This is a genomic window from Microcella sp., from assembly GCF_051860105.1.
GTDB lineage: Bacteria > Actinomycetota > Actinomycetes > Actinomycetales > Microbacteriaceae > Microcella.
In genome coordinates, this window is sequence record NZ_JBHYEO010000027.1 from 1 (window position 1) to 23626 (window position 23626).

Genomic DNA, 23626 nt, shown 5'->3' on the forward strand with positions numbered 1-23626 from the left:
CGGCGGGCGCTATCGGCGTCGCGGTCGCCGGCGTGCTCGGCGACCGCTACCCGCGCGCGCTCCTGCCCGTGCTGCCCGTCGGCGTCGTGCTCGCGGTGGCCGGGCTGGCGTCGGCGGCGGGCGAGCCGCTCGCGGTCATCGTGCTCCTCGCGCTGTGGAGCGCGTTCTTGGGCGGAGTGCCGGTGATCTTCCAGGCGCGCCTGCTGCAGACGGCATCCCTGGCCCTGCGCGACATCGCAGCGGCCTGGTTGACGGTCGCGTTCAATGTCGGCATCGGCGGCGGCGCGCTGCTCGGCGGGGTGATGATCGGCATCTGGTCAGTGGCTGTGCTGCCGCTCGCGACCGTCGCGCTGGTGCTCGCGGCGCTCGGCATCGTCGTCGCCTCGAGGCCCCGCGTGCACGCGCTACCGTAGAGGCGGATGCCCGCCTCGGGATCCCCGTGATCGTCAGCGGCGCTGCGCTGACCGCGAAAGCTCTTCTTCTCTCATGTCTTCTGCTGATCGCCCGTTCCCCTGGGTCGGGCTCATTACCCTCGCCGCCGCCATCTTCGTGCTCGTCACGAGCGAGTTCCTGCCGACCGGACTGCTGCCCGCGATGGCGAACGACCTCGAGGTCAGCGAGTCGCAGATCGGCCTGCTCATCACGATCTTCGCCGGAACGGTCGTGCTCACGGCGGCTCCGCTCGCCGCGCTCACCCGGCACTACTCGCGCAAGAGCCTGCTGCTCGTCGTGCTCGCCGTCTTCGCTCTCGCCAACGTGCTCGCGGCCCTCGCGCCGAACTACGAGATGCTCGTCGGCGCGCGCGTGCTGGGCGGGCTCGCGCACGGTCTGTTCTGGGCCATCGCCGGCGCCTACGCGGGCCACCTCGTGCCGCGCCACCAGCTCGCGCGCGCCGTCGCCGTCACGAGCGCAGGCGGCACGACCGCCTTCGTGCTCGGAGTGCCGCTCGGCACGGCTCTCGGGCTCGCGCTCGGCTGGCGGGCGGCCTTCGGGGTGATCGCCGCGATCGTCGTCGTGCTCGTCGTGCTCGTCATCCGCTTCCTGCCGGCGGTCGATCACCGCGTCTCGCTCGCGACGGGCGAGATCAAGGTGCCCGTGCGGCGCGACCCGACGATGCCCTCGGTGCTCTTCGTCTGCCTGCTGGTCGTCATCATCGTGACGGGCCACAACGTCTTCTACACCTACATCGCGCCGTTCGTGCTCGACACCGCGGGCTTCGAGCCCGAGGCGCTCAGCATCCTGCTCTTCCTCTACGGCGGCGCGGGTGCCATCGGCCTCGTGCTCGCGGGCGTGGTCGGCGGGCGGTACCCGCGGGGCGGGCTGTACGGGATGCTCGTAGGGGTCATCCTGGCCGTCAGCGTTCTGGCGCTCTTCGCCGGGGTTCCCGTGGCCGTCGTCATCGCGTTCGTCGTGTGGGGCGCGGCCTTCGGCGGCCTGCCGACCCTGCTGCAGACGCGCCTGCTGCACGTCGCTTCGCCCAACGTGCGCGACGTCGGCGCGGCGCTGCTGACGACGTCGTTCAACATCGGCATCGGCGGCGGGGCCGCGATCGGCGCCGTGCTGTTCTCCTTCTCGGGCACGACCTGGCTGCCGTGGATCGAAGCCGGGGCACTCGCGCTCGCGATCGTCGCGCTCATCATCATGGAGGCGCGACGGCGTGCGCGCGGCGTGCCGCTCGTGACCCGCCCGATCGCGATCGTCGAGGCCGAGTCGCCCTAGGCCTCGCTACCCGCGCGACTTGCCGCCGCGGCGCATGCGCAGTGCGGTGTCGAGCGCGGCCGTGGTGACGAGCAGCGCCGTGGCGCTCAGCGACACGAGCACGGGCGACGCGACGAGGGCGAGGGGAGCCAGGGCGAGCATCCCGAGGCCGGCGACCACCGCGACGAGCACGCCCGGCGCGCCCACGATGCGGCGGAAGATCGCGCAGCCCAGCAGGTACAGCGCCGGCCCGCCGACGATGCTGACGATCGCGATCGTCGACCAGGTGTCGGGCTTTCCGACGACGAGCTTGTCGGCGACGCCGGTCAGCACGATGCCGCCGATGATGACGACGTGAGCGTAGGCGTAGGCGGAACGCGCGATCGCGCCCGTCTTGGCGCCCTTCTTCAGGCGGCGCTCGCCCCACCACTCGCCCTGGTCGAAGTAGAACCACCACATGGCCGCGGCCGAGAGGAACGCACTCACGAGGGCGAGCGAGCGCTCGACGGTCAGCTCTTCGGCGACGAAGGCGAAGCCCGTGACGAGGAAGGTCTCGCCGAGCGCGATGATGACGAAGAGGGATGCCCGCTCGGCGATGTGCGCCGCCGAGAGCTCCCACCGCTCCATGTCGCCGCGGCCCAGCACGGGTGTGCGGTACGACACGGCCGCGCCGAGGTAGTCGATCACGACGGCGACCACCCACAGCACGACGAGGGCAGTGCCGCCGAGAAGTGCGCCCGCGATCCAGGCGACGCCGCTCAGCGCGAACCACGCGGCCATGCGCCGGAAGTCGGCGTTCGCGGCCCGATCGTGGTGTGCGGTCGCCGCGATCATCGCGAGCGTGCGCCCCACCTGCAGGCCGACGTAGGCGAGGGCGAAGACGAGCGCGCGCTCGCCCGAGGCCTCCTGCAGCGAGAGCGACACGACGAGGCCGACGAAGGCGAGCACGATGAGCATCGCCCGCACCTCGAGCCGCTGCGGGTCGAGCCAGTTCGTCGTCCAGGTGGTCTGCATCCAGAGCCACCACATCGCCAGCAGCAGTACGACTGCGACAACCCCTGAGGGCACCGAGTCGACGTGCGCGACGACGTCGCTCAACTGCGTGAGGGCGAAGACGAAGACGAGGTCGAAGAACAGCTCGACGAAGCTCACCCGGTCGGCGCGCTCCGAGCCCGACCCGCTCGACGGTCGCAGCAGATTGACGCGCAGGCCCGACTTCGCTCGATTGGACATGCGCGCATCATCGCAGAGCAAAACTCGGTGAAGCCGGGGCCGGCCGGAGTGATCCGCGGCAGGAAGGCTCTCGACGGCTATCGGCAACGAGGCTAGTTCGAGACCAAGAACCTCCCGAGCACCGTGCGCCCGTCAGAGGAGTAGACCGGAATCTCCCACCCGTCTGGGTATCGCTCGTCTCGCTCACGCTGCCACTCGAGGGCCTCTTCCGGGCTAGAGGGTTGCCCCGGCCAGTCGGGCCCGAATGCGTCGAGGTCGGTTGCTCGCGCGTATCCGACGAACGACGACCCGTCAGGCGCGATGCCGTCGACCGCGACGAGGTCCGGCTCCAAGCCGGTCCACGCCACTCCATAAGTTTCCCCTGACGCATTGCGTCCGAGCGCGGTCGGAACGTAGTTGACGTACTGAACAACGAGGAGTGCGCGACCTTGGGGGCCCGTTTGGGCGAAGATCCGCTGAGTTCCTGTGTCGAGGGGGAAGTCCATCGACGCACTCCCGGAACCAGAAGTCACATCCTCAGCGCCACAGTAGATCGAGGGGTTGTTGCCCGTCGGGTCGATGCCCCAGTTGAACGACCCGACGGTGAGGCACGAGATGGTGGCGCGCACGTGAGTCGCGCCGTCTGGTGGAGCTGACAGGTCGACGGTTGCCTCGCCGGTGATCTCGTAACTCTCCGTCTCGCCGAGCAGCGAAATGATCGGCACGCCAGGAAGTACTCCCGGAGGCGCTTCGATCGCGATGTTTGTCGGTCCTACGAGCGAAACAACACCTTGCAGGCCCGTGACGGCGGCGGCCGATACGGCGCCGCCAGTAACGAGCCCGACAATCAGCAAGGATGCGCCCGTGATCCAGCCGGGCACGCGACGCACGGAGTCGGGGGTGTGCACAGAAACAGCGTGCTCGAGGCCAGCGCGAATTGCGTCGCTTCGTGTTTGCGAGAACTCGGGGTTCATGTCGCCTCCGCTATTGAGAACTGGTGGTGTGAGTCGCGTAGCCGCCGCCGAGTGCGAGACAAGCGGGTCTTCGCGGCGCCATACGTGACACCGACGGCATCTGCCGCTTCGCTGAGCGTGAAGCCCTCTATTGCAGTCAAGGTGATCAGTGCGTGATCGATTGCTGGCAGTCGAGCGAGTGCGACACTCAGGGCATCGTTGGCTGATTTGGTGTCAAGGAGTTCGTCGACGGCCGTCGAGAAGTCCGGTTCTACTTCGGGTGCAGGTAGTGCTGAAAGAAAACGCTCGTACCGGCGCCGACTTCGGCTCGCATTTCGCGCGACGTTTCCTGCCGTGACAAGAAGCCACGGCAGCAGCGAACGGTTAACAAAGCGCGCCGACTGGCGATGACGCCAAAGTTCAAGGAAGACGACTGCGGTGAGGTCCTCGGCATCTGCGGCTATTGGACTCGCGCGCAACAGCACGCGGAAAACGCGATCTCGATGCTCATCGAACAGCATGCCAAAAGCGCGCTGGTCGCCCTTGAGAACGCGGTCCCAAAGTGCTCGATCGTCAAGCTCCACAACTAGATAGTGTCCGCTCGACGTCGTGGGTTACATGGCGACCTCCGACATCGGCGAAAGCAATTGCAAAGCGGGTGTGCTGCCGAATCACCCGCCGCGATTGCCGACGTAACTCGCTGCCGTTTACTCGGCGTGGTCGGTCGCCGTGAGCGGCAACTGGAGACTGAGGTTCGAGATTCGAGACGGGGCCGCGCGAGCCACCGACTTCGCCTGTGATTGACTGGCCAGGTGAGCGAGAATATCTCGGCTGAGGATGACGCGCAGCTTTCTCGCTGGGCCTTCGGTCGTGCGTCCTCTCCCGCCGAGCAGGCGCGAGCTGACCTCGCAGCCGCCGAGCTTCACCGACGCGCGGTTGTCGAGCGGGAACGGAGCGGCCTTGCAGCTGAGCGCGATGCCGTTGCGGCTCGAACTCTGGCTGCCGAGCGCGATGAGCGCGACGAAGCCCTCAACAGTGACGCTGAATCATCGTGGACGGACGAAGAACTGGGCCGCCGTCGGCGGATGCGCGTGACGGGCATCGTGGGGGTGGTCTCGGCGGTCATCGCTCTTGGCGCGATTGTCGAGGTGCAGCGCCAGCCTGACTCCGACCCGCTGGCGATCTTTGACCGCCCTGCGACACAGCTCGATCAAGAGTGGGCTGATCGACTTTCGCAAGACCCTGCCCTGGTCGTGACCGCCGGACCTCGTGTCATCGAGGTCAGAGGCAATCTCGACGTAATCGCTGCACGAATATCCACCGTGCCGGACGGCCGCAGCACCCCCTACGACGCGTACTGTCTCTACCTTGGCCTTGTGCTTGAGGGGGGCGGATGGTCTCTCTCCGCCGACTGCACCTATCCCGATCGCTTTGAAGAGGCCGGGTTATCGAGCACGATCAGCGCATCGGTCGAAGGTGACGGCTTCGACAATGTTGTGTGGGGACCCATCGGGGCGCCACGTGTCGAGAGAAACGTTCCCAACGAGGTGGCCGATGACAACCGGAACCTCGTGGAATGGATGATGCAGCCGAACTACATCGCGCAGGCTCGGGCGAATCCGCTGGAAAATGTCGATGAACCAGAACGGTTGCTTGCGGGTCCGAAACTGGCGAACGACGTCAAGGTGGTTGCAGGCGAGGATCTCACGGTGGAGGTCTTCCTTCTTGCTGGTGCGGGCGAACGCCGCGAACCAGACCTTTGTATTCATGTCCAGCACCCCGCGGCCGAACCCGCGACCTCGTGCAGAGATTTGTCAACCGCCGAACGCAATGGCCTGGGGCTGATCATGCAGATCGCTGGTGAACCGTGGATCGTAAGCATTTCAGACAATGGAAGTGTCCTTGCTGATCGATCGAACGCCTCGGTCACAGGAGAGGGGCTATAGGCGAGATTGGTCCGCACTCCGCCCAGTAACGAGTCCGGCCCTTGCATTTGGCCACGATGGAACTATCACGCCAACGCGATGGGATCGGGCCCAAGCTTGGCTTTGGAGATGCCGTTCGCGTGCCGACGTTTCTCCGGAGGTCGCGTGCTCGACCCTCGAGACAGGGCGCGTGCGGACGTTGGAACTCGCCCCTTCCTGAGCGGGCGGTGAGCATCCACTGCGCGCACGTCGCCCCGCGCGCCACTCGTGACCGCGGGTTAGACTGAGGCGTCGCGACTGGCGTTCGGATGGGTCACCATCAGGGAGCGACCGACACGGTGCGGGGCCGTACGCCTGGGCCCCCAGCAGAATCCCGCCGGCTGCGCCCGGCAGACCCTCGAAGGAGACCTCCCGTGTCTGACAAACTGCCCAGCTCGTTCAACGACGCCCTCACCGAGGTCGACCCCGAGATCGCCGCGGTGCTCGAGCAAGAGCTCGGCCGCCAGCGCGGCACGCTCGAGATGATCGCGAGCGAGAACTTCGTCTCGCGCGCCATCCTCGAGGCGCAGGGCTCGGTGCTCACCAACAAGTACGCCGAGGGCTACCCCGGCAAGCGCTACTACGGCGGCTGCGAGTTCGTCGACATCGCCGAGAACCTCGCCATCGAGCGCGCCAAGGCGCTGTTCGGCGCCGAGTTCGCCAACGTGCAGCCCCACTCGGGCGCGCAGGCGAGCGCGGCCGTGCTGCACGCCCTCGCGATGCCCGGCGACACGATCCTCGGCCTCGAGCTCGCCCACGGCGGCCACCTCACGCACGGCATGAAGCTCAACTTCTCGGGCAAGGTCTACAACGCCACGAGCTACGGCGTCGACCCCGAGACGATGCTCGTCGACATGGATGTCGTGCGCGCGAAGGCCCTCGAGGTCAAGCCGACCGTCATCATCGCCGGCTGGTCGGCCTATTCGCGTCAGCTCGACTTCGCCGCCTTCCGCGCCATCGCCGACGAGGTCGGCGCCAAGCTCTGGGTCGACATGGCGCACTTCGCCGGCCTCGTCGCCGCCGGGCTCCACCCCTCCCCGCTGCCGCACGCGCACGTCGTGAGCTCGACGGTGCACAAGACCCTCGGCGGCCCGCGGTCGGGCATCATCCTCAGCAACGACGAGTCGCTGTTCAAGAAGCTCAACTCGGCGGTCTTCCCGGGCCAGCAGGGCGGACCGCTCATGCACGTCATCGCCGCGAAGGCCGTGGCGTTCAAGCTCGCCGCGACGCCGGAGTTCGTCGAGCGGCAGGAGCGCACGATCCGCGGCGCCCAGATCCTCGCCGCGCGCCTGACGCAGGACGACGCGATCGCCGGCGGCGTGAACGTGCTGACGGGGGGCACGGATGTTCACCTCGCGCTCGTCGATCTGCGCGAGTCGCCGCTCAACGGCCTCGAAGCCGAAGACCTTCTGCACCACGTCGGCATCACCGTCAACCGCAATGGTGTGCCGTTCGACCCGCGCCCGCCGATGGTCACGAGCGGTGTGCGCATCGGAACCCCGGCGCTCGCCACGCGCGGCTTCGCCGACGCCGAGTTCACCGAGGTGGCCGACATCATCGCCCACACCCTCATGCCGAACCCCGACGTCGCGGCGCTGCAGTCGCGCGTCGCGGCGCTGACCGACGCGTTCCCGCTCTACCCGGGGCTGTAGTCGTGGGTGCTTCGACCGCGCAGCGGCTCGATGGCACGGCGACCGCGGCGGCCATCAAGGCCGAGCTCACCGAGCGCGTGACGGCGCTGCGCGAGCGCGGCATCGTCCCCGGTCTCGCGACCGTGCTGGTCGGCGACGACCCCGGCTCGCAGTGGTACGTCGCGGGCAAGCACCGCGACTGCGCCGAGGTGGGCATCGCGTCGATCCGGCGCGATCTGCCCGACACGACGACGCAGGCCGAGCTCGAATCCGTCATCGACGAACTGAACGCCGACCCCGCGGTGACGGGGTTCATCGTGCAGTTGCCGCTGCCGAAACACCTCGACACCGACGCGATTCTGGAGCGCGTGCATCCCGATAAAGATGCCGACGGGTTGCACCCCACCAACCTGGGGCGCCTCGTGCTGCGCGTCGACCGCCCGATCGACACGCCCTTGCCGTGCACGCCGCGCGGTGTCATCGAGCTCGTCGAACGGCACGGGCTGTCGTGGGCGGGCAAGGACGTCGTCGTCATTGGGCGCGGTGTCACGGTGGGCCGCGCGATCGGTTCGCTGCTCACGCGCCGCGAATACAACGCCACGGTCACGCTCACCCATACGGGCACGCGCGACCTTGCGTCGCACTTGCGCCGGGCCGACATCATCGTGGCCGCGGCGGGTGTGCCGGGCATCGTGACGGCTGCCGACGTGAAGCCCGGCGCGATCGTGCTCGACGTGGGTGTCTCGCGGCTCGTCGACCCCGACACGGGCGTCTCGCGCATCGCGGGCGACGTGGCCGACGACGTCGCGACCGTCGCGTCGTGGATCTCGCCCAACCCCGGCGGGGTCGGCCCCATGACGCGCGCGCTGCTGCTCGCGAACGTCGTCGAGACCGCGGAGCGCCAGGCCCGCTGAGCCTGCGCCTCCGCGCAGTCCTCGACCTTCCGCCGGACGACACGACCAAATGACGGAGTTTCCGCCGTTGAGTGGCCCGAGGTGGGTGGTGCTGAGGCCAATCTCCGTCATTTGTGACATGACGCGCACGGGGTGCGGCCAGTAGCCTGGTGACATGGAGCTGTGACGCAGTCGATCGTCCCGCGCCCGAGGCTGAGCCCGGCGGGAATCCTGCGAACCCGGCGGTACCTCGTGTCTACCACCCTGTCTTCCGGCGACCGCGCACCCCTCATCGCGCGCGGCGTCACCCGAATCCTCGACGGCCGCGCCGTGCTGCGCGACGTCGACCTCGTCGTTCCTTCGGGCGCGCGCGTCGGTGTGATCGGCGAGAACGGCGCGGGCAAGTCGACCCTGCTGCGCCTGCTCGCGGGCGTCGACGAGCCTGACGCGGGCGAGATCGTGCGCCCCGCGCGGCTCGGCTGGCTGCCGCAAGAGGTGCCGTTCGATTCCGGGATGCCCGTCTCGAGCATCCTCGACGCCGCTGACGCGCCCCTGCTGGCCCTCGAGCGCACGATCGAGGCGACCGCGGCGCTGCTCGGCACCGACCCGGGGGTGGACGCTGCCTACAGCGCCGCCCTCGATAAGGCCGAACGGGTCGAGCTGTGGAGCCGGCACGCGCGCCGCGATGCTCTGCTCGACGCGTTCGGCGTGGCGGGCATCCCGCTGGCGACTGTGCTCGGTGAGATCTCGGGCGGGCAGCGCAGTCGGCTCGCCCTCGCGGCGCTGCTCATGAGCCGCCCCGAGGCGCTCGTGCTCGACGAGCCGAGCAACCACCTCGACGACCGCGCGGTCGACGCGCTGCGCGAGCAGCTGCTCGGCTGGCGGGGGCCTGTCGTGCTCGCGAGCCACGACCGCGCCCTGCTCGACGAGGTCGCGACCGAGCTCGTCGACCTCGACCCGAGCCGTCGCGCGGCAACGGGCGAGAACGGAGGAGGCCAGGCTGTGCGGTACGGCGGCGGCTTCAGCGACTACCTCGCCGAGCGGGCGCGCGAGCATGAGCGCTGGGTGCACAGCTACGAGCTCGAGCAGCGAGAGCTCGCGCAGGTGCGCCAGACCGTGCAGGTCACCGCGCGCGAGCTCGGCAACCCCAACCGCCGCGTGCGCGACAACGACAAGGTCATCAAGAACTTCAAGCAGGCGTCGGTCGAGGTCGCCATCAGCCGGCGGGTGCGCGACGCCGAGCGGCGGCTCGCCGAGCTCGAAGCCGCTCAGGTCGCGCCGCCCCCCGAGCCGCTGCGTTTCGCGGGCCTCCCGCCGGGCATTGCCGCGCTCGAGGGCGACGACCCGCTCCTGGCGCTCGAGGCGGTCTCGGTCGGCGGTCGGCTCGCGCCCGTGACGCTCGCGCTGCGGCCCGGCGATCGGATGCTCGTCACGGGCCCGAACGGATCGGGCAAGTCGACGCTGCTCGGGGTGCTCGCGGCGAGCATCCCGCCCGATGCCGGCCAGCGCGACGCCCGGCCGCGCCTGCGCGTCGGAGTGCTCGCGCAAGACACCCGCATCCTCGAGCCGCACCGCACCCCGCGCGAGCTCTACGAACGGGCGCTCGGTGCCGGCCGGGCTGCGGCGGTACCCCTGGCGAGCCTGGGGCTGCTCGGCCCGCGCGACCTCGACAGCCCGATCGGGGTGCTCTCGGTGGGGCAGCGGCGACGGCTGGAGCTCGCTCTCGTGCTCGGCCGGCCGCCGCACGTGCTGCTGCTCGACGAGCCCACCAACCATCTCTCGTTGCGGCTGGCGACCGAACTGGAAGATTCGCTCGACAGTCACCCCGGCGCGGTCGTCGTCGCGAGCCACGACCGCTGGTTGCGCCGCCGCTGGTCGGGCACCGTGCTCGCGCTGGGTGGTTAGCGCCGCCCGGCGACGAGGCGCAGGCGCACGGGCTGGCCCGGTCGCAACTGGGCGAGCCGATCGAGCGCCGCGTCGACGACGACCGCGATGACGGGATACCCGCCCGTCACCGGGTGGTCGGGCCCCAGCACGGTCGGCGCGCCATCGGGGGAGACCTGGATGCTCCCGCGCAGCATCCCCTCACTGGCGAGCTCGACCCCGACGCGGTCGGGAACCCGCACGAGCGCGGGGCCCTCGAGGCGCACTCCCGTGCGGTCGCTGCGGGCCGAGGTGGTCCACTCGCTCTTCAGCAGCAGGCGCCAGGCCTCCGACCCGAACCAGTCGTGGCGGGGCCCGGGGCGCACCCCGAGCTCGACGATCCCGTCGGTCGGCGGATCCACCGGCACGAGGTCGGCGGCGGGCACGGGCGACGCCGGTTCGGAGCCGAGCGCCAGCACGTCGCCCACGCGCAGCGGTTCGGGGCCGAGCGCGGCGAGGGTGTCGCGGGCGCGCGAGCCGAGCACCAGCGGCACGCCGAGCCCGCCGCGCAGCGCGACCGTCGCGCGCACGCCGTGCGTCATCGCGCCGAGGTGCAGCTCGGCATCGGCATTCGTTCGCATCGCCGTATGCGTCTCGACGACGCGACGCACCCCGTCGCTCACGAGCGCGGTGTCGCCCCACGCGCCCGTCACGGCGAACCAGGTGCCGGCCGGCAGGGCCAGGCGCAGTCCACCGAGAAGGCACTCGAGAGTGGCGGTCGTCTCGGGGTTGCCGACGAGACGGTTCGCCAGCCGGTGCGCTGCACGGTCGAACGCGCCCGAGGCGCTCACGCCGAGGGCCGCGAAGCCGGGCCGCCCGAGATCCTGCACGAGCGTGAGGGCGCCCGGCTCGACGACGCGCACGGTGCTCACGCGCTGACCGCCGTGAAGCGCACCCGTGTGCCCGGGGTGACGAGAGCGGGAGAGGCCCGGTCGGCATCCCACAGCACGGCGTCGGTGCGTCCGATGAGCTGCCAGCCGCCGGGGGAGGCCCTCGGATAGACGCCGCAGTACTCGGCGGCGAGCGCGACAGCGCCTCCCGGCACCGAGGGGCGTGCGGTGGCGCGCCGCGGCACGGGCGGCAGCGGCGCCTCGACCGGCACGAGGTAGGGGAAGCCGGGGGCGAAACCGATGAAGGCGCACACCCACTCGGTAGCAGCGTGGCGGCGGACCACGTCGGACGGCGAGCAGCCCCAGGCGTCGGCGACGACAGCGAGGTCGTCACCGTCGTACACGATGGGCAGGGTCACGAGCCCTGCGGTCGGCGCGACGACCGCGGTGGTGGGCTCATGCGACCGCAGCCACTGCTCGGCGGCACCGAGCCCGAGCATCGAGGGGTCGACGCGCACGAGAACCGTGCGCCCGCCCGGCACGAGCTCGACGACGCCGAGGGGTGCCGAAGCGCTCCAGAGCGCGTGGGCGGCGAGGGCACCCTCGAGCGCGTCGAACTCGGCGAGCAGCGCTCGATCGCCGCACGGCAGCAGCCTCATGCGAAGGCCGCGACCTCGACCCCGGCGGCGTCGAGCGCGGCCCGCACCGCCTGGGTGATCGCGACCGAACCGGGCGTGTCGCCGTGCACGCACAGCGATGCGGGCCGCACGGCCAGCTCGGTGCCGTCGACCGCGACGATCATGCCGTCGACGACCATGCGCACGGCACGCGCCGCCACTTCGTGCGGATCGGTGATGAGGGCACCGGCGAGGCCGCGGGGTGCGAGGGTGCCGTCGGCGAGGTAGCCGCGGTCGGCGAAGGCCTCGACGACGAAGGCGATCTGCGCCTGTCGGCAGGCGGTCTCGATCGCCGAACCGGGCAGGCCCAGCACGGGAAGTGCGAGCGAGCGGGCGACGTCGGCCACGATCTCGGCAACCTCGAGGTCGACGGCGATGCGGTTGTAGAGAGCGCCGTGCGGCTTGAGGTACCGCACCGCTGCGCCCGCGTGCGCGGCGATGCCCGCGAGCGCCGACACCTGGTACAGCAGGTCGGCGTGCAGGTCGTCGGCCGCTACCTCCATGTCGCGGCGCCCGAATCCGGCGAGGTCGCGGTACGAGGGATGCGCGCCGATCGCGACGCCGTGCTCCGTCGCCGCACGGCACGCCGCGAGCATGATCGCCGGGTCGCCAGCGTGGAAGCCGCACGCGAGGTTGGCGCTCGTGACGAGCGGGTACATCGCCGCGTCGTCGCCCATGCGCCACACGCCGAACGACTCGCCGAGGTCGCTATTGAGGTCGACGGAGGCCATGCCCCGAGCCTACGACCCGGTGCCCGGAATGCGTTCCCCCGCCGAGGGCTGGCCGCCGTCGCCCGCCTCGGCCATAATGCGAGGGAGGCTCCATGCGCTCGCATGGAGCTGAGGAAGGGGAGCATCGTGCCGTTGGGCCTGCCCCCGCACCTCGCGGCGCGCACCACGAGCACCGCCATCGCGCGGGCGGGTCACGCCGCGGCAGCCGTCTGCCTCACCGCGGTGGGCGTCGTGGTGATCTCGATCCAGGCCTATCTGCCGCAGGTGATCCTCTGGCCGGCGCTCGTCGTGCTGATCCCCATGGCGGTGCTCCTCGTGCTGCTCGAGCGCAGCCCGTCGGCGTTCATCGCCGTGAGCTACCTCGTCATCGGCGGGCTCTGCGTCGTGTGGTACTCGCTGATCGCGTCGACGCAGCTCGACACCCCGGTCGCGAACGACGACTTCACGATCGTGCTGCTCAAGCTCGCCCTCATCCTCGTCATCGGGGTCGGGCCCAGCCTCGGTCTCTCGATGGTGTGGACGACGATCGCCTATCTCGTCGGCGAGCTCGCCTCGGCGGCCGCCATCATCATGCTGGGGTCGCCGTGGCAGTTCGATACGGTCCCGTTCGCGGTGTGGTTCATCGTCGTCGGGCTGCTGGCGGTGCTGCGTGTCGACCGGCTCACGGGGCGCGACTCGCAGTCGGAGATCTATCGCGCCGCGCGCGATGAGATGCTGGCGGATGTCCGCCGCGTGTTCGAGCAGCGTGCCACCGCCCTGCTGCACGACACCGTGCTCAACCAGCTCGCGGTCATCACATCGACTCCGGGTGAGCTCTCGCCCGCGGTGCGCGCCGCCATCCGCTCCGACCTCGAGACGATCGTCGGGCACGAGTGGTTCGACGTCGAGCAGTCCGGCGCCGACGGAGCGGAGAGTCCGACTCGGTCCGATGTGCGCGCCCAGCGGTTGCGGGCGATCATCGTTGATGCCGCTGCGGGCGACGTCCGCGTCGACGTGGCAGGTGACGCCTCGGTGCTCGAGAGTCTCGACTCGGAGGCCTTCGACGAGTTCGCCCGCGCGATCGGGCAGTGCGTCGCCAACGTGCGTCGTCACGCGGGCGTGACCACGGCCGACGTCATCCTCGGTGCCGCGGCCGACGAGGTGTCGGCGATGGTGATCGACGGCGGTCGCGGCTTCCCGCTCGATGCCCGCACTGACGGCCGCCTCGGCGTCGGCACGAGCATCGTGGGTCGTCTCGAGACGATCGGCGGCTCGGCCACGGTCTGGTCGCAGCCCGGCAAAGGCACGTCGGTGCTGTTGCGCGTGCCGACCGGTCAGCCGTCGACAGCACGGCCGGTGGGCTCGTGAACCTCGACCCGCCCATCCCCTCCTCTGAGGTCACGCTCGAGCGCCTCGACCCGCTCTCTGCGGCCGCCGCTCGACCTGTGACGACGGGGGCCGCGCTGCTCGCCCTCACGCTGCCCATGCTGACGCTCGTCACCCGGACAGACGAGGTGACGCAACCGTTCTGGCTCATCGTCGCCTATGCCGCCCTCGCGGGCGCGGTCTGGATTCTGCTCGACCGGTCGCGGCCCACCCGGACCCTCTGGCAGCCGGCCTCGGCCCAGGTGTTCCAGCTGCTGCTGATGGTGATGCTCGTGACCGCGGCGGCGTCGACCGCGGGAGCGAACGCGCAGGTGCGCGACGACTGGGCTCCGCTCGTCGTCGGGGTGCTGCTCGTCGCGAGCACCCCCTACCGGCCCGCCCGTGAGATCGCGTTCTGGACGATCGTGCACACCCTGGTGTGCGCCGCGCTCGGGGTGGTGCAGTCGCCGTCTGCGGTCGCCGATGTGCCCACCCTGATCTTCGCAGTGACCGGATCGTTCAGCGTCGCTGTCATGGGTTTCGCCGCGGCGGCCTATGCGCGGTCGCTCACGAGCTCGACGCAGCTGTGGCACGACCGTGCCTGGCAATCCGCCGCCGCTGCCGCTCTCGAGCATCGCAGCGGGGTCGCGCGCTCGGTGCAGCAGCAGAGGGTCTCGCTGCTCAACCAGGAGGTCGTTCCCTACCTGCAGCGCGTCGTGGCCGCCGAGAGCATCGCCGACGCCGACCGTGACGAAGCCCGCCGGTTGGCGCGCAGCATCCGCGCCTTGCTCGTCGCCGACGTTGAGAAGACGTGGGCGCAGCTCATGCTCGACGATCTCGTCGCCCGCCATCCGCGCCTCAACATCACGGCCGTCGCTGACGATCCCGACGATCTCGGCCGGCGAGCCGTGCTCGAGCGCCGCACCCTGCTGCGTGCGCTCGCCGCCCTGAGTCTCGAGCGCCTCTCCGCGACGCAGCTCGAGCTCCGGCTGAGCGCCCCCGAGGGCCGTCTCCGGGTGCGCTGGGAGGTCGCCACGCCGCGTCCGCTCCGGGATGCCCGCCACGAGCTGCGCTCGATGCTCGAGCTCATCCGCGGTCTCACCCTGAGCTCCTCGGTTCACGAGCTGGCGGGCCGACTGGTCATAGAGTTTGAATATGGATACTGACGCGCGCCTCGGATCCCGGGTGCGCTTGGCGATCCTCGATGATCACGAGCTGCTGCTCGACAGCCTCTCGTCGTGGATCGCGACGCACGCTCTCGATTTCGACCTCGTGCTCACCGCCCCGACGTGGTTCGAGCTCGTGCAGAGCGACCAGTTCCCCACGGATCTCGTGCTGCTCGACTTCCAGCTGCAAGAGCCCGTGTCGATCGAGGCCCGCGTGCGCACATGCCGCGCGGCGGGGGCCAAGGTGATCGTGCTGACGAGCCTCGACACCGTCGAAGCCCGCGATCGCGCGTTCGACGCGGGGGCCTCGGCCTTCCTCTCCAAAGCCATGCCCCTCGGCGAGGTTATGGAGACCGCCCGCCGGGTCATGGGCATGGAGTCGACCGGTGAGCCCGTTCGCGACTGGCGGCCCCTGCCCAAGGGGGCGCAGCATCCCGCCCGCCCGAAGCTCTCGACGAGCGAGCGGGAGGCGCTCGCTCTGTATGCGAGCGGTTACAGCATGGCCGAAGTGGCGAGCCAGATGAACGTGCAGTACGAGACCGCGAAGACCTACCTGCGGCGCGTGCGCGAGAAGTACTCCCGGGCAGGGCGCCCGGCGAGCACCAAGGCCGACCTCATCCGACGAGCGGCAGAAGACGGACACCTGCAGTAATGGCGAAGCTCTACTTCCGATACGGCGCGATGAACAGCGGCAAGAGCACGTCGCTGCTGCAGGCGGCCTACAACTACGAGGAGCGCGGGCAGCTCGTCGTGCTCGCAAAGCCCCGCATCGACACCAAGGGCGACCAGACGATCGTGTCGCGGCTCGGCGTGACCCGGCCCGTCGACTTCACGATCGATGCGAGCGACGACGTCTACGCTCGTTTCCAGGCTCATCGAGCGGCCCTCATCCGCGAGACCGGCCGCGATGTCTCGTGTCTGCTCGTCGACGAGGCCCAGTTCTTGTCGATGCAGCAGGTCGACGATCTGCTGCGCATCGCCGTGCGGGAGGACGTGCCCGTGCTGGCCTACGGCATCCGCACCGACTTCCAGACCGTCGCCTTCCCCGGCAGTCGGCGCCTGCTCGAGATCGCGCACTCGCTGGAGGAGCTGAAGACCATCTGCCGGTGCGGGCGCAAGGCCATCTTCAACGGCCGTGCGATCGACGGCGTGTTCGTGTTCGACGGCGACCAGGTGGCGATCGATGGGGTGGATGTGACGTACGAGTCTCTGTGCGCCGCCTGCTATCTCGACGAATCGGGCGACAATCTCGCCTCCGGATGGCGCGCCCCGGTTCCCCTCGACGCGGTCGATCCGCTCGGAGCGGGCGCGCTCGGCCCCCACGCCGACTTCAGCTGACAGCGGTTCGTCGGTCGCGGCGCGCACGTTGTCGGAGCGCTCGCGCTTCGACAACAAGAAGGCACCAACGAGAAATAGGACCGCCTCTGGCGGTCCTATTTCACGTGTCGGGGTAACAGGATTTGAACCTGCGGCCTCGTCGTCCCGAACGACGCGCGCTACCAAGCTGCGCCATACCCCGGTGCCGCCCCGGCGAACCAGGGCAACCCGTCAAGAATAGCCGATGTCGTCGCCCACGAGTGTCACGAGCACGGCTTCGGGCGGGCAGGCGAAGCGCACGGGAGCGTAGATCGACGTGCCGAGGCCTGCCGAGACGTTGAGGTATGAGGCCTGGTGGGCGTGATGCCAGACCGAGAGCCCGCGCGCGCGATCGCGCGGCAGATCGCAATTGGTGATGAGCGCGCCGACGCCCGGCACGCAGACCTGACCCCCGTGCGTATGGCCCGCGAAGATGAGGTCGGCGCTCTGCGTCGTGAAGGCGTTGAGCACCCGCTGGTACGGAGCGTGCGTGACCCCGATCATGACGGCGGGGTCGTCGGTGTCATCCTCGTCGAGCTCGCGCAGGGCATCCACGAGACCGGGAAGGGCGTCGAGGCGGTCCCAGCCCCGGTGGGCGTCGTTCGTGCCCATGAACTCGAGGATCGAGCCGTTGATCGTGAGTTGCGTGACGGCGTTGTTGAGCGGCACCCACCCCAGCCGATCGCGCAGCAGGGCCTCGAGGCCCTCCGTGTCGAGTGGCGTCGACGTCTCGGTCTCACCGCGCGACGGCCCGAGCAGGTACCGCAACGGGTTCTTCGGGGTCGGCGCGAAGTAGTCGTTCGACCCGTGCACGAACACTCCCGGCACGCCGTCGAACGGCATGAGGGCCTCGGCGAGCGCGGGCAGGGCATCCGCGTGCCCCAGATTGTCGCCCGTGTCGATGATGAGGTCGGGCTTCAGCGCGGCGAGCGAGCGCACCCAGGCGATCTTGTCGTGCTGCCACGGCGCGAGATGCAGGTCGCTGAGGTGCAGCACCCGGATGGGGTCGGCGCCGGGCGCGAGCACGGGCACCACCTCGTGCCGCACGCGGTAGGCGCGGCGTTCGATGACGACGGCGTACACGGCCGCGGCCGCCGCGATCCCGAGGGATGCGGCGGCCGCGGTTCGTAGAGCTGAGTTCATCAGCAGTTGGTCTTCGACACCGTCAACGTGATCGGCGTCTCATACCTGATTGCTGTGCCCGCCGCCGGCGTCTGAGCCGTCACGCGCTCGGGCTGGGGGCCCGGCCCCGGTCCGGGGCTCGGCGAGGGACTCGGCGCGGGCGGGTACTCGACGCACGCTTGGGTGATGCTCGTGAAGCCGGCATCCTGCAGCGTCGCCCGTGCGGTGGCGAAGTCGGTTCCGGGTGACACCACATCGGGGATCCGCACGAGGTTCCCGAGGCTCGTCGTTACGGTCACGGTCGTGCCCTTGGCGAGCAGGGTGCCCACCGCAGGAGACGCCGATACGACACGACCGGCCTCCAGGTCGGAGTCGACGGCCTCGCCCTGGGCGAACTTGAACCCGAGACCCTCGAGGAGGGCCTTCGCCTGCTCGAGCGTCTGACCGGCGACGTCGGGCAGGATCACGCCCGAGCCGGTCAGCAGTCGATCGGGCGGACTGCCGAAGGCTTCGCCGCCGTACTGCGCGTTGATCGCTCCCTGCGCGATACGGAAGATCTGGTGGCGGAGCTGACCACCGCTGGGGTAGCTGCGGATCGGCACCTTGCCCACCACGTTGCCGACCCATACGGCGGTCGCGACCCGCGACGTCGAGCCGACCATCCACGTCTGGTTCGAGCTGTCGGTCGTGCCCGTCTTGGCGATGGTGGGAATGCCGTCGCCCGTGCGCGACGCGGTGGCTGTTCCCGAGGTGTACACCGCCTGCATGGGGGCGGCGGCCGCGGCAGCTACCTCGGCGGTGATAGCCCGGTTGCACTCGGACTGCTGGCCGGGCAGCTCGTTTCCGTCACGGTCGACGAAGCGGTCGACGATGATCGGCTTGCAGTAGATACCACCGCTGGCGATCGTCGCGAAGGCGTTCGCCATCGTGAGCGGAGCGATCTCGTTCGTGCCGAGAACGGCGGAGGGGTTCGTCTGCAAGGTGCCGCCGTCAGCGCGGTGCACCCCCAGCGACTCGGCTGCACCGCGGATGGCGCACTGGTCGAGCTGCTCGGCGACGGAGGCGAACGCCGTGTTGACCGACTGCACGGTGGCATTGAAGACACTCATCGCGGCGGGAGCACCGGCATCGTTCTTGGGGTTCCACGTGCCGCCCCACGGGCCGCCGCCATCTTCGCAGGTGTCGGTGAACGCGGCGAGATTCCGCTGCCGAATGGTCGCGTCAACGACCTCGTTCAGGCCGCGCCCCTCTTTCAACCACTCGACGAGCGCAAACACCTTGTAGGTCGATCCGACCTGGAACCCGCTCGAGCCGCCGTACGGGCGGTCGGTCGCGTAGTTGACGGCGGTCGTGCCCGGCTGGCCACCCCCGAACTCCGGGCTGCGGTCGTCGAAGATCTTGTTCTGGGCCATCGTGATGACGCGTCCCGTGTTGGTCTCGATCGAGGTCGCGACGCTGCCGATGTCGAGGCGCGAGTCGCTCGACGGGACCATCTCCGAGAGCCGGTCCTGCGTGACCTGCTGCAACGAGATGTTGAGCGTCGTGTACACGTCGTAGCCGCCGAGCTTCCAGGCGGCCTCGCGCTCTTCCACGGTGTCGCCGAGCGTCTCGAAATCGCCGACGCTCTTGAGCACGTAGTCGCAGAAGAACTTCGCGTACGTGTAGGCGGCGTAGCACCCGCTCTGCGGCGGATTGATCGAGACGAAGTTCTCATCGACGGGGGTGTTGATGGCCTCGTCGTGCTCGGCCTCGGTGATGAAGCCCTCGGCGAGCATCGAGTCGAGGATCACATCGCGGCGGCCCTCGTTCGCCTCGTAGTTCTCGGGGGTGCCGAGCGAGCGGGCTCCCGGCTGCTGCACGATCGCGATGAGGCTCGCGGCCTGGGCGATCGTGACGTCGGCGGCGGAGACGCCGAAGTACTGCTGGGCGGCGGCCTGGATGCCGTAGGTGTTGCCGCCGAAGCCCGCGATGTTGAGGTACGCGAGCAGGATCTCGTCCTTCGTGTACTCCTTCTCGAGGCCGATGGCGAGCTTCGCCTCCTTGAGCTTGCGCTCGAGGCTCTGCTCCTGGGCCTGCGCGATGAGTTCGTCGCGCCTCTCGATCGTGTCCGCCTTGAGCGCTTCGGTGATGAAGATGTTCTTCACGAGCTGCATCGTGAGCGTCGAGGCGCCCGACTCGATGCCGCCGGAGGTCAGGTTGCCGAGACCGGCGCGAATGATCGACTGCACGTCGACACCGTTGTGGTCGTAGAACCGGCGGTCTTCACCGGCGAGCGTCGCGTCCTTGATGTACTGCGACACGTCGTCCCACGCGACCTCTTCGCGGTTCTCCGCATAGACGGTGGCGATCGCGGTGTAGCCATCGGCCGGGTTCGCGGTGTTCTGGGCGTAGAGAACGTTGCGCTGCGACTGCTCGTTGATCTTGATGTACTCGGGCAGACCCTCGAAGATGCCGATGGTGTTGCTCGCGGCCATGCCGGTCACAGCGAGGGCCGGCGTGACCATGACGGTCACGAGCACGCCGGCGAGAGCGCTGAGGCCGAGCATCCCGCCGATGGCGCCGATGACTCCGGAAGCCTTCTGGTTTTGGGCAGACATATGCTTAAGGGTACGCCACCTGGCTTATGACGACGCTGAATGGACACGTTGATGACGCAATGGGAGTACCTCACGACTCCGCTCATGATCCACACGACGCAGGCGATCCTCAACAACTGGGGCTCGGAGGGCTGGGAGCTCGTGCAGGTCGTGACCGGTCCCGAAGGCGGTCTGGTCGCCTACCTGAAGCGTCCGATCGCGGGAGCCGGGGCATGAGCGCGATCGACGCGCGTCTCGCCGAGCTCGGCATCAGCATCCCCGCCGTGACGAAGCCCGTGGCCGCCTATGTTCCGGCCGTCGTGAGCGGCAACCTGGTGATGACGGCCGGGCAGCTTCCCTTCGTCGACGGCGTGCTGCCGGCCACCGGCAAGGTCGGAGCCGAGGTCGCGGCCGACGACGCCGCAGGGTACGCCCGCACGGCCGTGCTCAATGCCCTCGCCGCGGCGCAGAGCGTGATCGGCTCGCTCGACCGCGTCACGCGCGTCGTGAAGGTCGTCGTCTTCGTCGCCTCCGCGACCGACTTCACCGGCCAGCCGGGGGTCGCCAACGGAGCGTCGACCGTGCTCGGCGAGATCTTCGGCGAGGCGGGCTCGCACGCGCGCAGCGCCGTCGGCGTGGCGGTGCTGCCTCTGGATGCTCCCGTCGAGGTCGAGCTGATCCTCGAGTTCGCGTAGCCCCGGTCAGCGGGTGGGCGGCTCGCGCCGCCCACCCGGCCGTGGTCGCTCAGCGCACGTCGCCGCGGATCGACTGCACCACGTTCACGTCGGTCAGCGTCGTGGTGTCGCCGATCTCGCGCCCCTCCGCGACATCCTGCAGCAGCCGGCGCATGATCTTGCCCGAGCGCGTCTTGGGCAGCTCGGCGACCACGAAAATCTCGCGCGGTCGGGCGATCGCGCCGATCTGCTCGGTGACGTGCGCGCGCAGCATGACGCTCGCCTCGGTCGCCGTGACCGAGGCGGCCTTCTTGGCGCGCAGGATCACGAAGGCGACGACCGCCTGGCCCGTCGTGTCGTCGCTCGCGCCGACGACGGCGGCCTCGGCCACGATCGGGTGCGAGACGAGCGCCGACTCGATCTCCATCGTCGACAGGCGGTGGCCCGAGACGTTCATCACGTCATCGACCCGCCCGAGCAGTTGCACGTCGCCGTCGGCATCGAGGTGCGCCCCGTCGCCGGCGAAGTAAAGCGGGCCGTTCGGGGCGTCCGGGAACTTCGACCAGTAGGTGTCGCGGAACCGCTCGGGGTCACCCCAGATGCCGCGCAGCATGCTCGGCCACGGCTCGGTGATGACGAGCAGACCGCCCGCCTCCTTGCCGACGTGCACGCCGGCCTCGTCGAGCACGTCGACGCTGATGCCGGGGATCGGCACCTGCGCCGAGCCGGGCTTGGCCACCGTGATGCCGGGCAGGGCGCTGATCATGATGGCGCCGGTCTCGGTCTGCCACCAGGTGTCGACAATGGGCGTGCGGCCGCCGCCGATGATCTCGCGGTACCAGACCCAGGCCTCGGGGTTGATGGGCTCGCCCACCGATCCGAGCACGCGCAGGCTCGACAGGTCGTGCGCGAGCGGGATCTCGCGGCCGAGCTTCATGAACGAGCGGATGGCCGTGGGCGCCGTGTAGAAGATGCTCACCCTGTACTTCTCGATGATCTCCCACCACCGGCCCGGGTGCGGGGTGTCGGGGGTTCCCTCGTAGAGCACCTGCGTCGCACCGTTGGCGAGCGGGCCGTAGACGACGTAGCTGTGCCCGGTGATCCAGCCGACGTCGGCCGTGCACCAGTAGACATCGGTCTCGGGCTTCAGGTCGAAGACGTTCTTGTGCGTGAACGCGGCCTGCGTGAGGTACCCGCCGCTGGTGTGCAGGATTCCCTTGGGCTTGCCGGTGGTGCCGCTCGTGTAAAGGATGAAGAGCGGGTTCTCGGCCTCGAAGCCCTCGGCCTCGTGCTCATCGGACACCCCCTCGAGCTGCTCATGCCACCACAGGTCGCGCCCCTCGGTCCACTCCACCTCATTGTCACCGCGGCGAACGACGAGAACGCGCTCGACGTTCGATTCGGCCGCCGCGAGGGCGGAGTCGACGGCCCGCTTGAGCGGGAAGACCTTGCCCTTGCGCCAGCCGCCGTCGGCGGTGATGACGAGCGTTGCATCGGCATCCTCGACACGGGCCCGGATGCTCTCGGCGCTGAAGCCGCCGAAGATGACGGAGTGGATCGCTCCCAGGCGCGCCACCGCGAGCATCGCGATGACGGCCTCGGGAATGACCGGCAGGTAGATCACGACGCGGTCGCCCCGCGTCACGCCGAGGTCGGCGAGCATGTTCGCCGCGCGCTTGACCTCGCGCGTCAGCTCGGCGTAGGTGAGGGTTCGCGTGTCGCCCGGCTCGCCCTCCCAGTGCAGGGCGACGCGGTCGCCGTTGCCGGCGAGCACGTGCCGGTCGAGACAGTTGTAGGCCACGTTGAGCTCGCCGTCGGCAAACCAGCGCGCGAAGGGCGGCGTCGACCAGTCGAGGGTCTCGGTGAAGGGGCGGTGCCAATGCAGCTCACGGGCGCGGTCGGCCCAGAAGCCGAGGCGGTCGGCGCGCGCCTCGTCGTAGAGTTCGGGCTTCGCGACGGCGGCCGCGGCGAAATCGGGGCTCGGCGGGAAGCGGCGGTCTTCGTGCAGGAGGCTGTCGATCGAGGTCTCTGACATCGTCATCCTTGGTCGATGTGAAGCGGACGGGCCTGGTCTGCCGACTTCGGAACGGGGAACAGGGGCCATCCTAGAGCGGCGCCCCGCCGTGCGGGGGTCCGCTCGTCACGGTGCGTCGCCTGCCGAGAAGGGCAGAATCTGTACCCTGTCGGGTGACATTTTGCTGAGTCCTCCCTATGGAGGACAAAACGGGGGGCGAATTCGCTTGACGTGCCCATTCTGGCGCATACACTTGAGGAGTCAGCAGCAAGCCTGACTTAGGCAACGCGAACGATTCCCCCCAATCCCGTGTTGCTGTGGCGGCGCCCGATTCCCCCCAATGCGGGCGCCGCCCCTGACTTTCCGATGCATCGCCGGGTCGCAGTGCCTGGTCGCGTCGCCGCTCTCCTGCTCCACAGCATCCCGTCGGCCCCTCCTCACGAGGGGCCGTCGGCGTTGTTGCCCCAGGATGCCCCTCCGACGCCGTGCCGCGACGGACGGCGCGGCACCCTGGGCCGGTGCAGCCCTTCGTGCCTCGAGACCCGCGAGCCCCCGAGCCGCTCCTCCGTGGTCAGGGGCCCGCACTCGCCCGCGACGCCCTCGAGCTCGCCGTCGAGACGCCCCTGGTGCGCGAGCGGCGGATGCCCTCCGCGGCCCGCGCTGCGCTCGGCCCGCTCGCCGCGGTCGCCGCCGACCCCTCCGCCACCGACGTCTTCGTCACCGCCGACGGCGCCGTGTGGGTCGACCGCGGCCCCGGCGCCGAGCGCGTGCCCGGCCTCCGCCTCGAGCCCGCCGCGGCGCGATCGCTCGCGATCGGGCTCATCGCCGCGGGCGGTCGTCATGTCGATGAAGCCACGCCGGG

At 69.7% G+C, this 23626-nt stretch carries 20 protein-coding genes, 1 tRNA gene, 2 pseudogenes and 1 riboswitch; of the genes and pseudogenes, 13 read left to right on the top strand and 10 right to left on the bottom strand.

Annotated features, from left to right (window positions below; translation table 11 throughout):
- Nucleotides 1-413: pseudogene (locus tag ACTIE9_RS11750) on the top strand (hypothetical protein); the annotation flags it as partial.
- A 73-nt stretch (nt 414-486) separates the two neighbouring features.
- Nucleotides 487-1719 carry an MFS transporter gene (locus ACTIE9_RS11755; protein ID WP_439565759.1) on the top strand — a complete coding sequence of 411 codons (1233 nt, stop codon included), beginning with the start codon at nt 487-489 and terminating at the stop codon, nt 1717-1719.
- A 6-nt stretch (nt 1720-1725) separates the two neighbouring features.
- On the opposite strand, the gene ACTIE9_RS11760 is transcribed toward ACTIE9_RS11755, so the two are convergent.
- From ACTIE9_RS11760 to ACTIE9_RS11770, 3 genes are all read right to left on the bottom strand, one after another.
- Nucleotides 1726-2931: a low temperature requirement protein A gene (locus ACTIE9_RS11760; protein ID WP_439565760.1), complete on the bottom strand. Its 1206-nt coding sequence runs from the start codon at nt 2929-2931 to the stop codon at nt 1726-1728.
- Nucleotides 2932-3023: 92 nt separating this feature from the next.
- Nucleotides 3024-3884 (bottom strand): hypothetical protein, encoded by an 861-nt coding sequence (locus ACTIE9_RS11765; RefSeq protein ID WP_439565761.1) that lies wholly within the window; start codon nt 3882-3884, stop codon nt 3024-3026.
- A complete protein-coding gene (locus ACTIE9_RS11770; protein ID WP_439565762.1) occupies nt 3881-4447 on the bottom strand; it encodes an RNA polymerase sigma factor in 567 nt (188 codons plus the stop codon). Before ACTIE9_RS11770 ends, ACTIE9_RS11765 begins: the two co-directional genes overlap by 4 nt.
- Nucleotides 4448-4675: 228 nt before the next feature.
- On the opposite strand from ACTIE9_RS11770, the gene ACTIE9_RS11775 reads away from it, so the two are divergent.
- The 4 genes from ACTIE9_RS11775 to ACTIE9_RS11790 all read left to right on the top strand — a co-directional run bounded on the left by ACTIE9_RS11775 (nt 4676) and on the right by ACTIE9_RS11790 (nt 10256).
- Nucleotides 4676-5809, top strand: coding sequence for a hypothetical protein (locus ACTIE9_RS11775; protein WP_439565763.1), 1134 nt, complete (start codon nt 4676-4678; stop codon nt 5807-5809).
- Between the two features lie 263 nt (nt 5810-6072).
- Nucleotides 6073-6155: riboswitch (ZMP/ZTP riboswitch) on the top strand.
- Between the two features lie 46 nt (nt 6156-6201).
- Nucleotides 6202-7479 carry a serine hydroxymethyltransferase gene (gene glyA / locus ACTIE9_RS11780; RefSeq protein WP_439565764.1) on the top strand — a complete coding sequence of 426 codons (1278 nt, stop codon included), beginning with the start codon at nt 6202-6204 and terminating at the stop codon, nt 7477-7479.
- A 2-nt stretch (nt 7480-7481) separates the two neighbouring features.
- Nucleotides 7482-8372, top strand: a complete 891-nt coding sequence (locus tag ACTIE9_RS11785) for a bifunctional methylenetetrahydrofolate dehydrogenase/methenyltetrahydrofolate cyclohydrolase (protein ID WP_439565765.1) — start codon at nt 7482-7484, stop codon at nt 8370-8372.
- A gap of 231 nt (nt 8373-8603) precedes the next feature.
- Nucleotides 8604-10256 (top strand): ABC-F family ATP-binding cassette domain-containing protein, encoded by a 1653-nt coding sequence (locus ACTIE9_RS11790; protein ID WP_439565766.1) that lies wholly within the window; start codon nt 8604-8606, stop codon nt 10254-10256.
- Here the strand turns inward: ACTIE9_RS11790 and ACTIE9_RS11795 are convergent.
- The 3 genes from ACTIE9_RS11795 to ACTIE9_RS11805 are packed head-to-tail and all read right to left on the bottom strand — an operon-like array spanning nt 10253 to nt 12512.
- Complete coding sequence (locus ACTIE9_RS11795; RefSeq protein ID WP_439565767.1) at nt 10253-11146, bottom strand: biotin-dependent carboxyltransferase family protein; 894 nt, start codon at nt 11144-11146, stop codon at nt 10253-10255. The genes ACTIE9_RS11790 and ACTIE9_RS11795 overlap by 4 nt on opposite strands.
- Nucleotides 11143-11763 (bottom strand): 5-oxoprolinase subunit B family protein, encoded by a 621-nt coding sequence (locus ACTIE9_RS11800; RefSeq protein ID WP_439565768.1) that lies wholly within the window; start codon nt 11761-11763, stop codon nt 11143-11145. Before ACTIE9_RS11800 ends, ACTIE9_RS11795 begins: the two co-directional genes overlap by 4 nt.
- Entirely contained in the window at nt 11760-12512 is a 753-nt protein-coding gene (locus tag ACTIE9_RS11805; protein ID WP_439565769.1) for a LamB/YcsF family protein, read from the bottom strand. The genes ACTIE9_RS11800 and ACTIE9_RS11805 overlap by 4 nt, the downstream gene beginning before the upstream one ends.
- Nucleotides 12513-12614: 102 nt before the next feature.
- On the opposite strand from ACTIE9_RS11805, the gene ACTIE9_RS11810 reads away from it, so the two are divergent.
- From ACTIE9_RS11810 to ACTIE9_RS11825, 4 genes are read left to right on the top strand one after another with little or no spacing between them, the layout of a single operon-like run.
- Nucleotides 12615-13859 (top strand): sensor histidine kinase, encoded by a 1245-nt coding sequence (locus ACTIE9_RS11810; protein ID WP_439565770.1) that lies wholly within the window; start codon nt 12615-12617, stop codon nt 13857-13859.
- Nucleotides 13856-15022 carry a hypothetical protein gene (locus ACTIE9_RS11815; RefSeq protein WP_439565771.1) on the top strand — a complete coding sequence of 389 codons (1167 nt, stop codon included), beginning with the start codon at nt 13856-13858 and terminating at the stop codon, nt 15020-15022. The genes ACTIE9_RS11810 and ACTIE9_RS11815 overlap by 4 nt, the downstream gene beginning before the upstream one ends.
- Nucleotides 15012-15674 carry a response regulator transcription factor gene (locus ACTIE9_RS11820; RefSeq protein WP_439565772.1) on the top strand — a complete coding sequence of 221 codons (663 nt, stop codon included), beginning with the start codon at nt 15012-15014 and terminating at the stop codon, nt 15672-15674. The genes ACTIE9_RS11815 and ACTIE9_RS11820 overlap by 11 nt, the downstream gene beginning before the upstream one ends.
- Nucleotides 15674-16360: a thymidine kinase gene (locus tag ACTIE9_RS11825; RefSeq protein WP_439565773.1), complete on the top strand. Its 687-nt coding sequence runs from the start codon at nt 15674-15676 to the stop codon at nt 16358-16360. The genes ACTIE9_RS11820 and ACTIE9_RS11825 overlap by 1 nt, the downstream gene beginning before the upstream one ends.
- A gap of 107 nt (nt 16361-16467) precedes the next feature.
- Here the strand turns inward: ACTIE9_RS11825 and ACTIE9_RS11830 are convergent.
- The 3 genes from ACTIE9_RS11830 to ACTIE9_RS11840 all read right to left on the bottom strand — a co-directional run bounded on the left by ACTIE9_RS11830 (nt 16468) and on the right by ACTIE9_RS11840 (nt 20097).
- A tRNA-Pro gene (locus tag ACTIE9_RS11830) sits at nt 16468-16541 on the bottom strand.
- Nucleotides 16542-16570: 29 nt separating this feature from the next.
- A complete protein-coding gene (locus tag ACTIE9_RS11835) occupies nt 16571-17521 on the bottom strand; it encodes a metallophosphoesterase (RefSeq protein WP_439565774.1) in 951 nt (316 codons plus the stop codon).
- Nucleotides 17521-20097: a transglycosylase domain-containing protein gene (locus ACTIE9_RS11840; protein WP_439565775.1), complete on the bottom strand. Its 2577-nt coding sequence runs from the start codon at nt 20095-20097 to the stop codon at nt 17521-17523. Before ACTIE9_RS11840 ends, ACTIE9_RS11835 begins: the two co-directional genes overlap by 1 nt.
- 51 nt (nt 20098-20148) lie before the next feature.
- Between ACTIE9_RS11840 and ACTIE9_RS11845 the strand changes: the two genes are divergently transcribed.
- Together ACTIE9_RS11845 and ACTIE9_RS11850 are read left to right on the top strand one after the other, a co-directional pair.
- The gene (locus ACTIE9_RS11845; RefSeq protein WP_439565778.1) at nt 20149-20313 is read left to right on the top strand and encodes a DUF4177 domain-containing protein; all 165 of its coding nucleotides are present in this window, start codon (nt 20149-20151) and stop codon (nt 20311-20313) included.
- The gene (locus ACTIE9_RS11850; protein WP_439565776.1) at nt 20310-20771 is read left to right on the top strand and encodes a RidA family protein; all 462 of its coding nucleotides are present in this window, start codon (nt 20310-20312) and stop codon (nt 20769-20771) included. The genes ACTIE9_RS11845 and ACTIE9_RS11850 overlap by 4 nt, the downstream gene beginning before the upstream one ends.
- A 49-nt stretch (nt 20772-20820) precedes the next feature.
- On the opposite strand, the gene acs is transcribed toward ACTIE9_RS11850, so the two are convergent.
- On the bottom strand, nt 20821-22785 hold the full coding sequence (acs, locus tag ACTIE9_RS11855; RefSeq protein WP_439565777.1) for an acetate--CoA ligase: 1965 nt from the start codon (nt 22783-22785) through the stop codon (nt 20821-20823).
- A 509-nt stretch (nt 22786-23294) separates the two neighbouring features.
- Here acs and ACTIE9_RS11860 point away from each other — a divergent pair.
- A pseudogene (locus ACTIE9_RS11860) lies at nt 23295-23626 on the top strand (hypothetical protein); the annotation flags it as partial.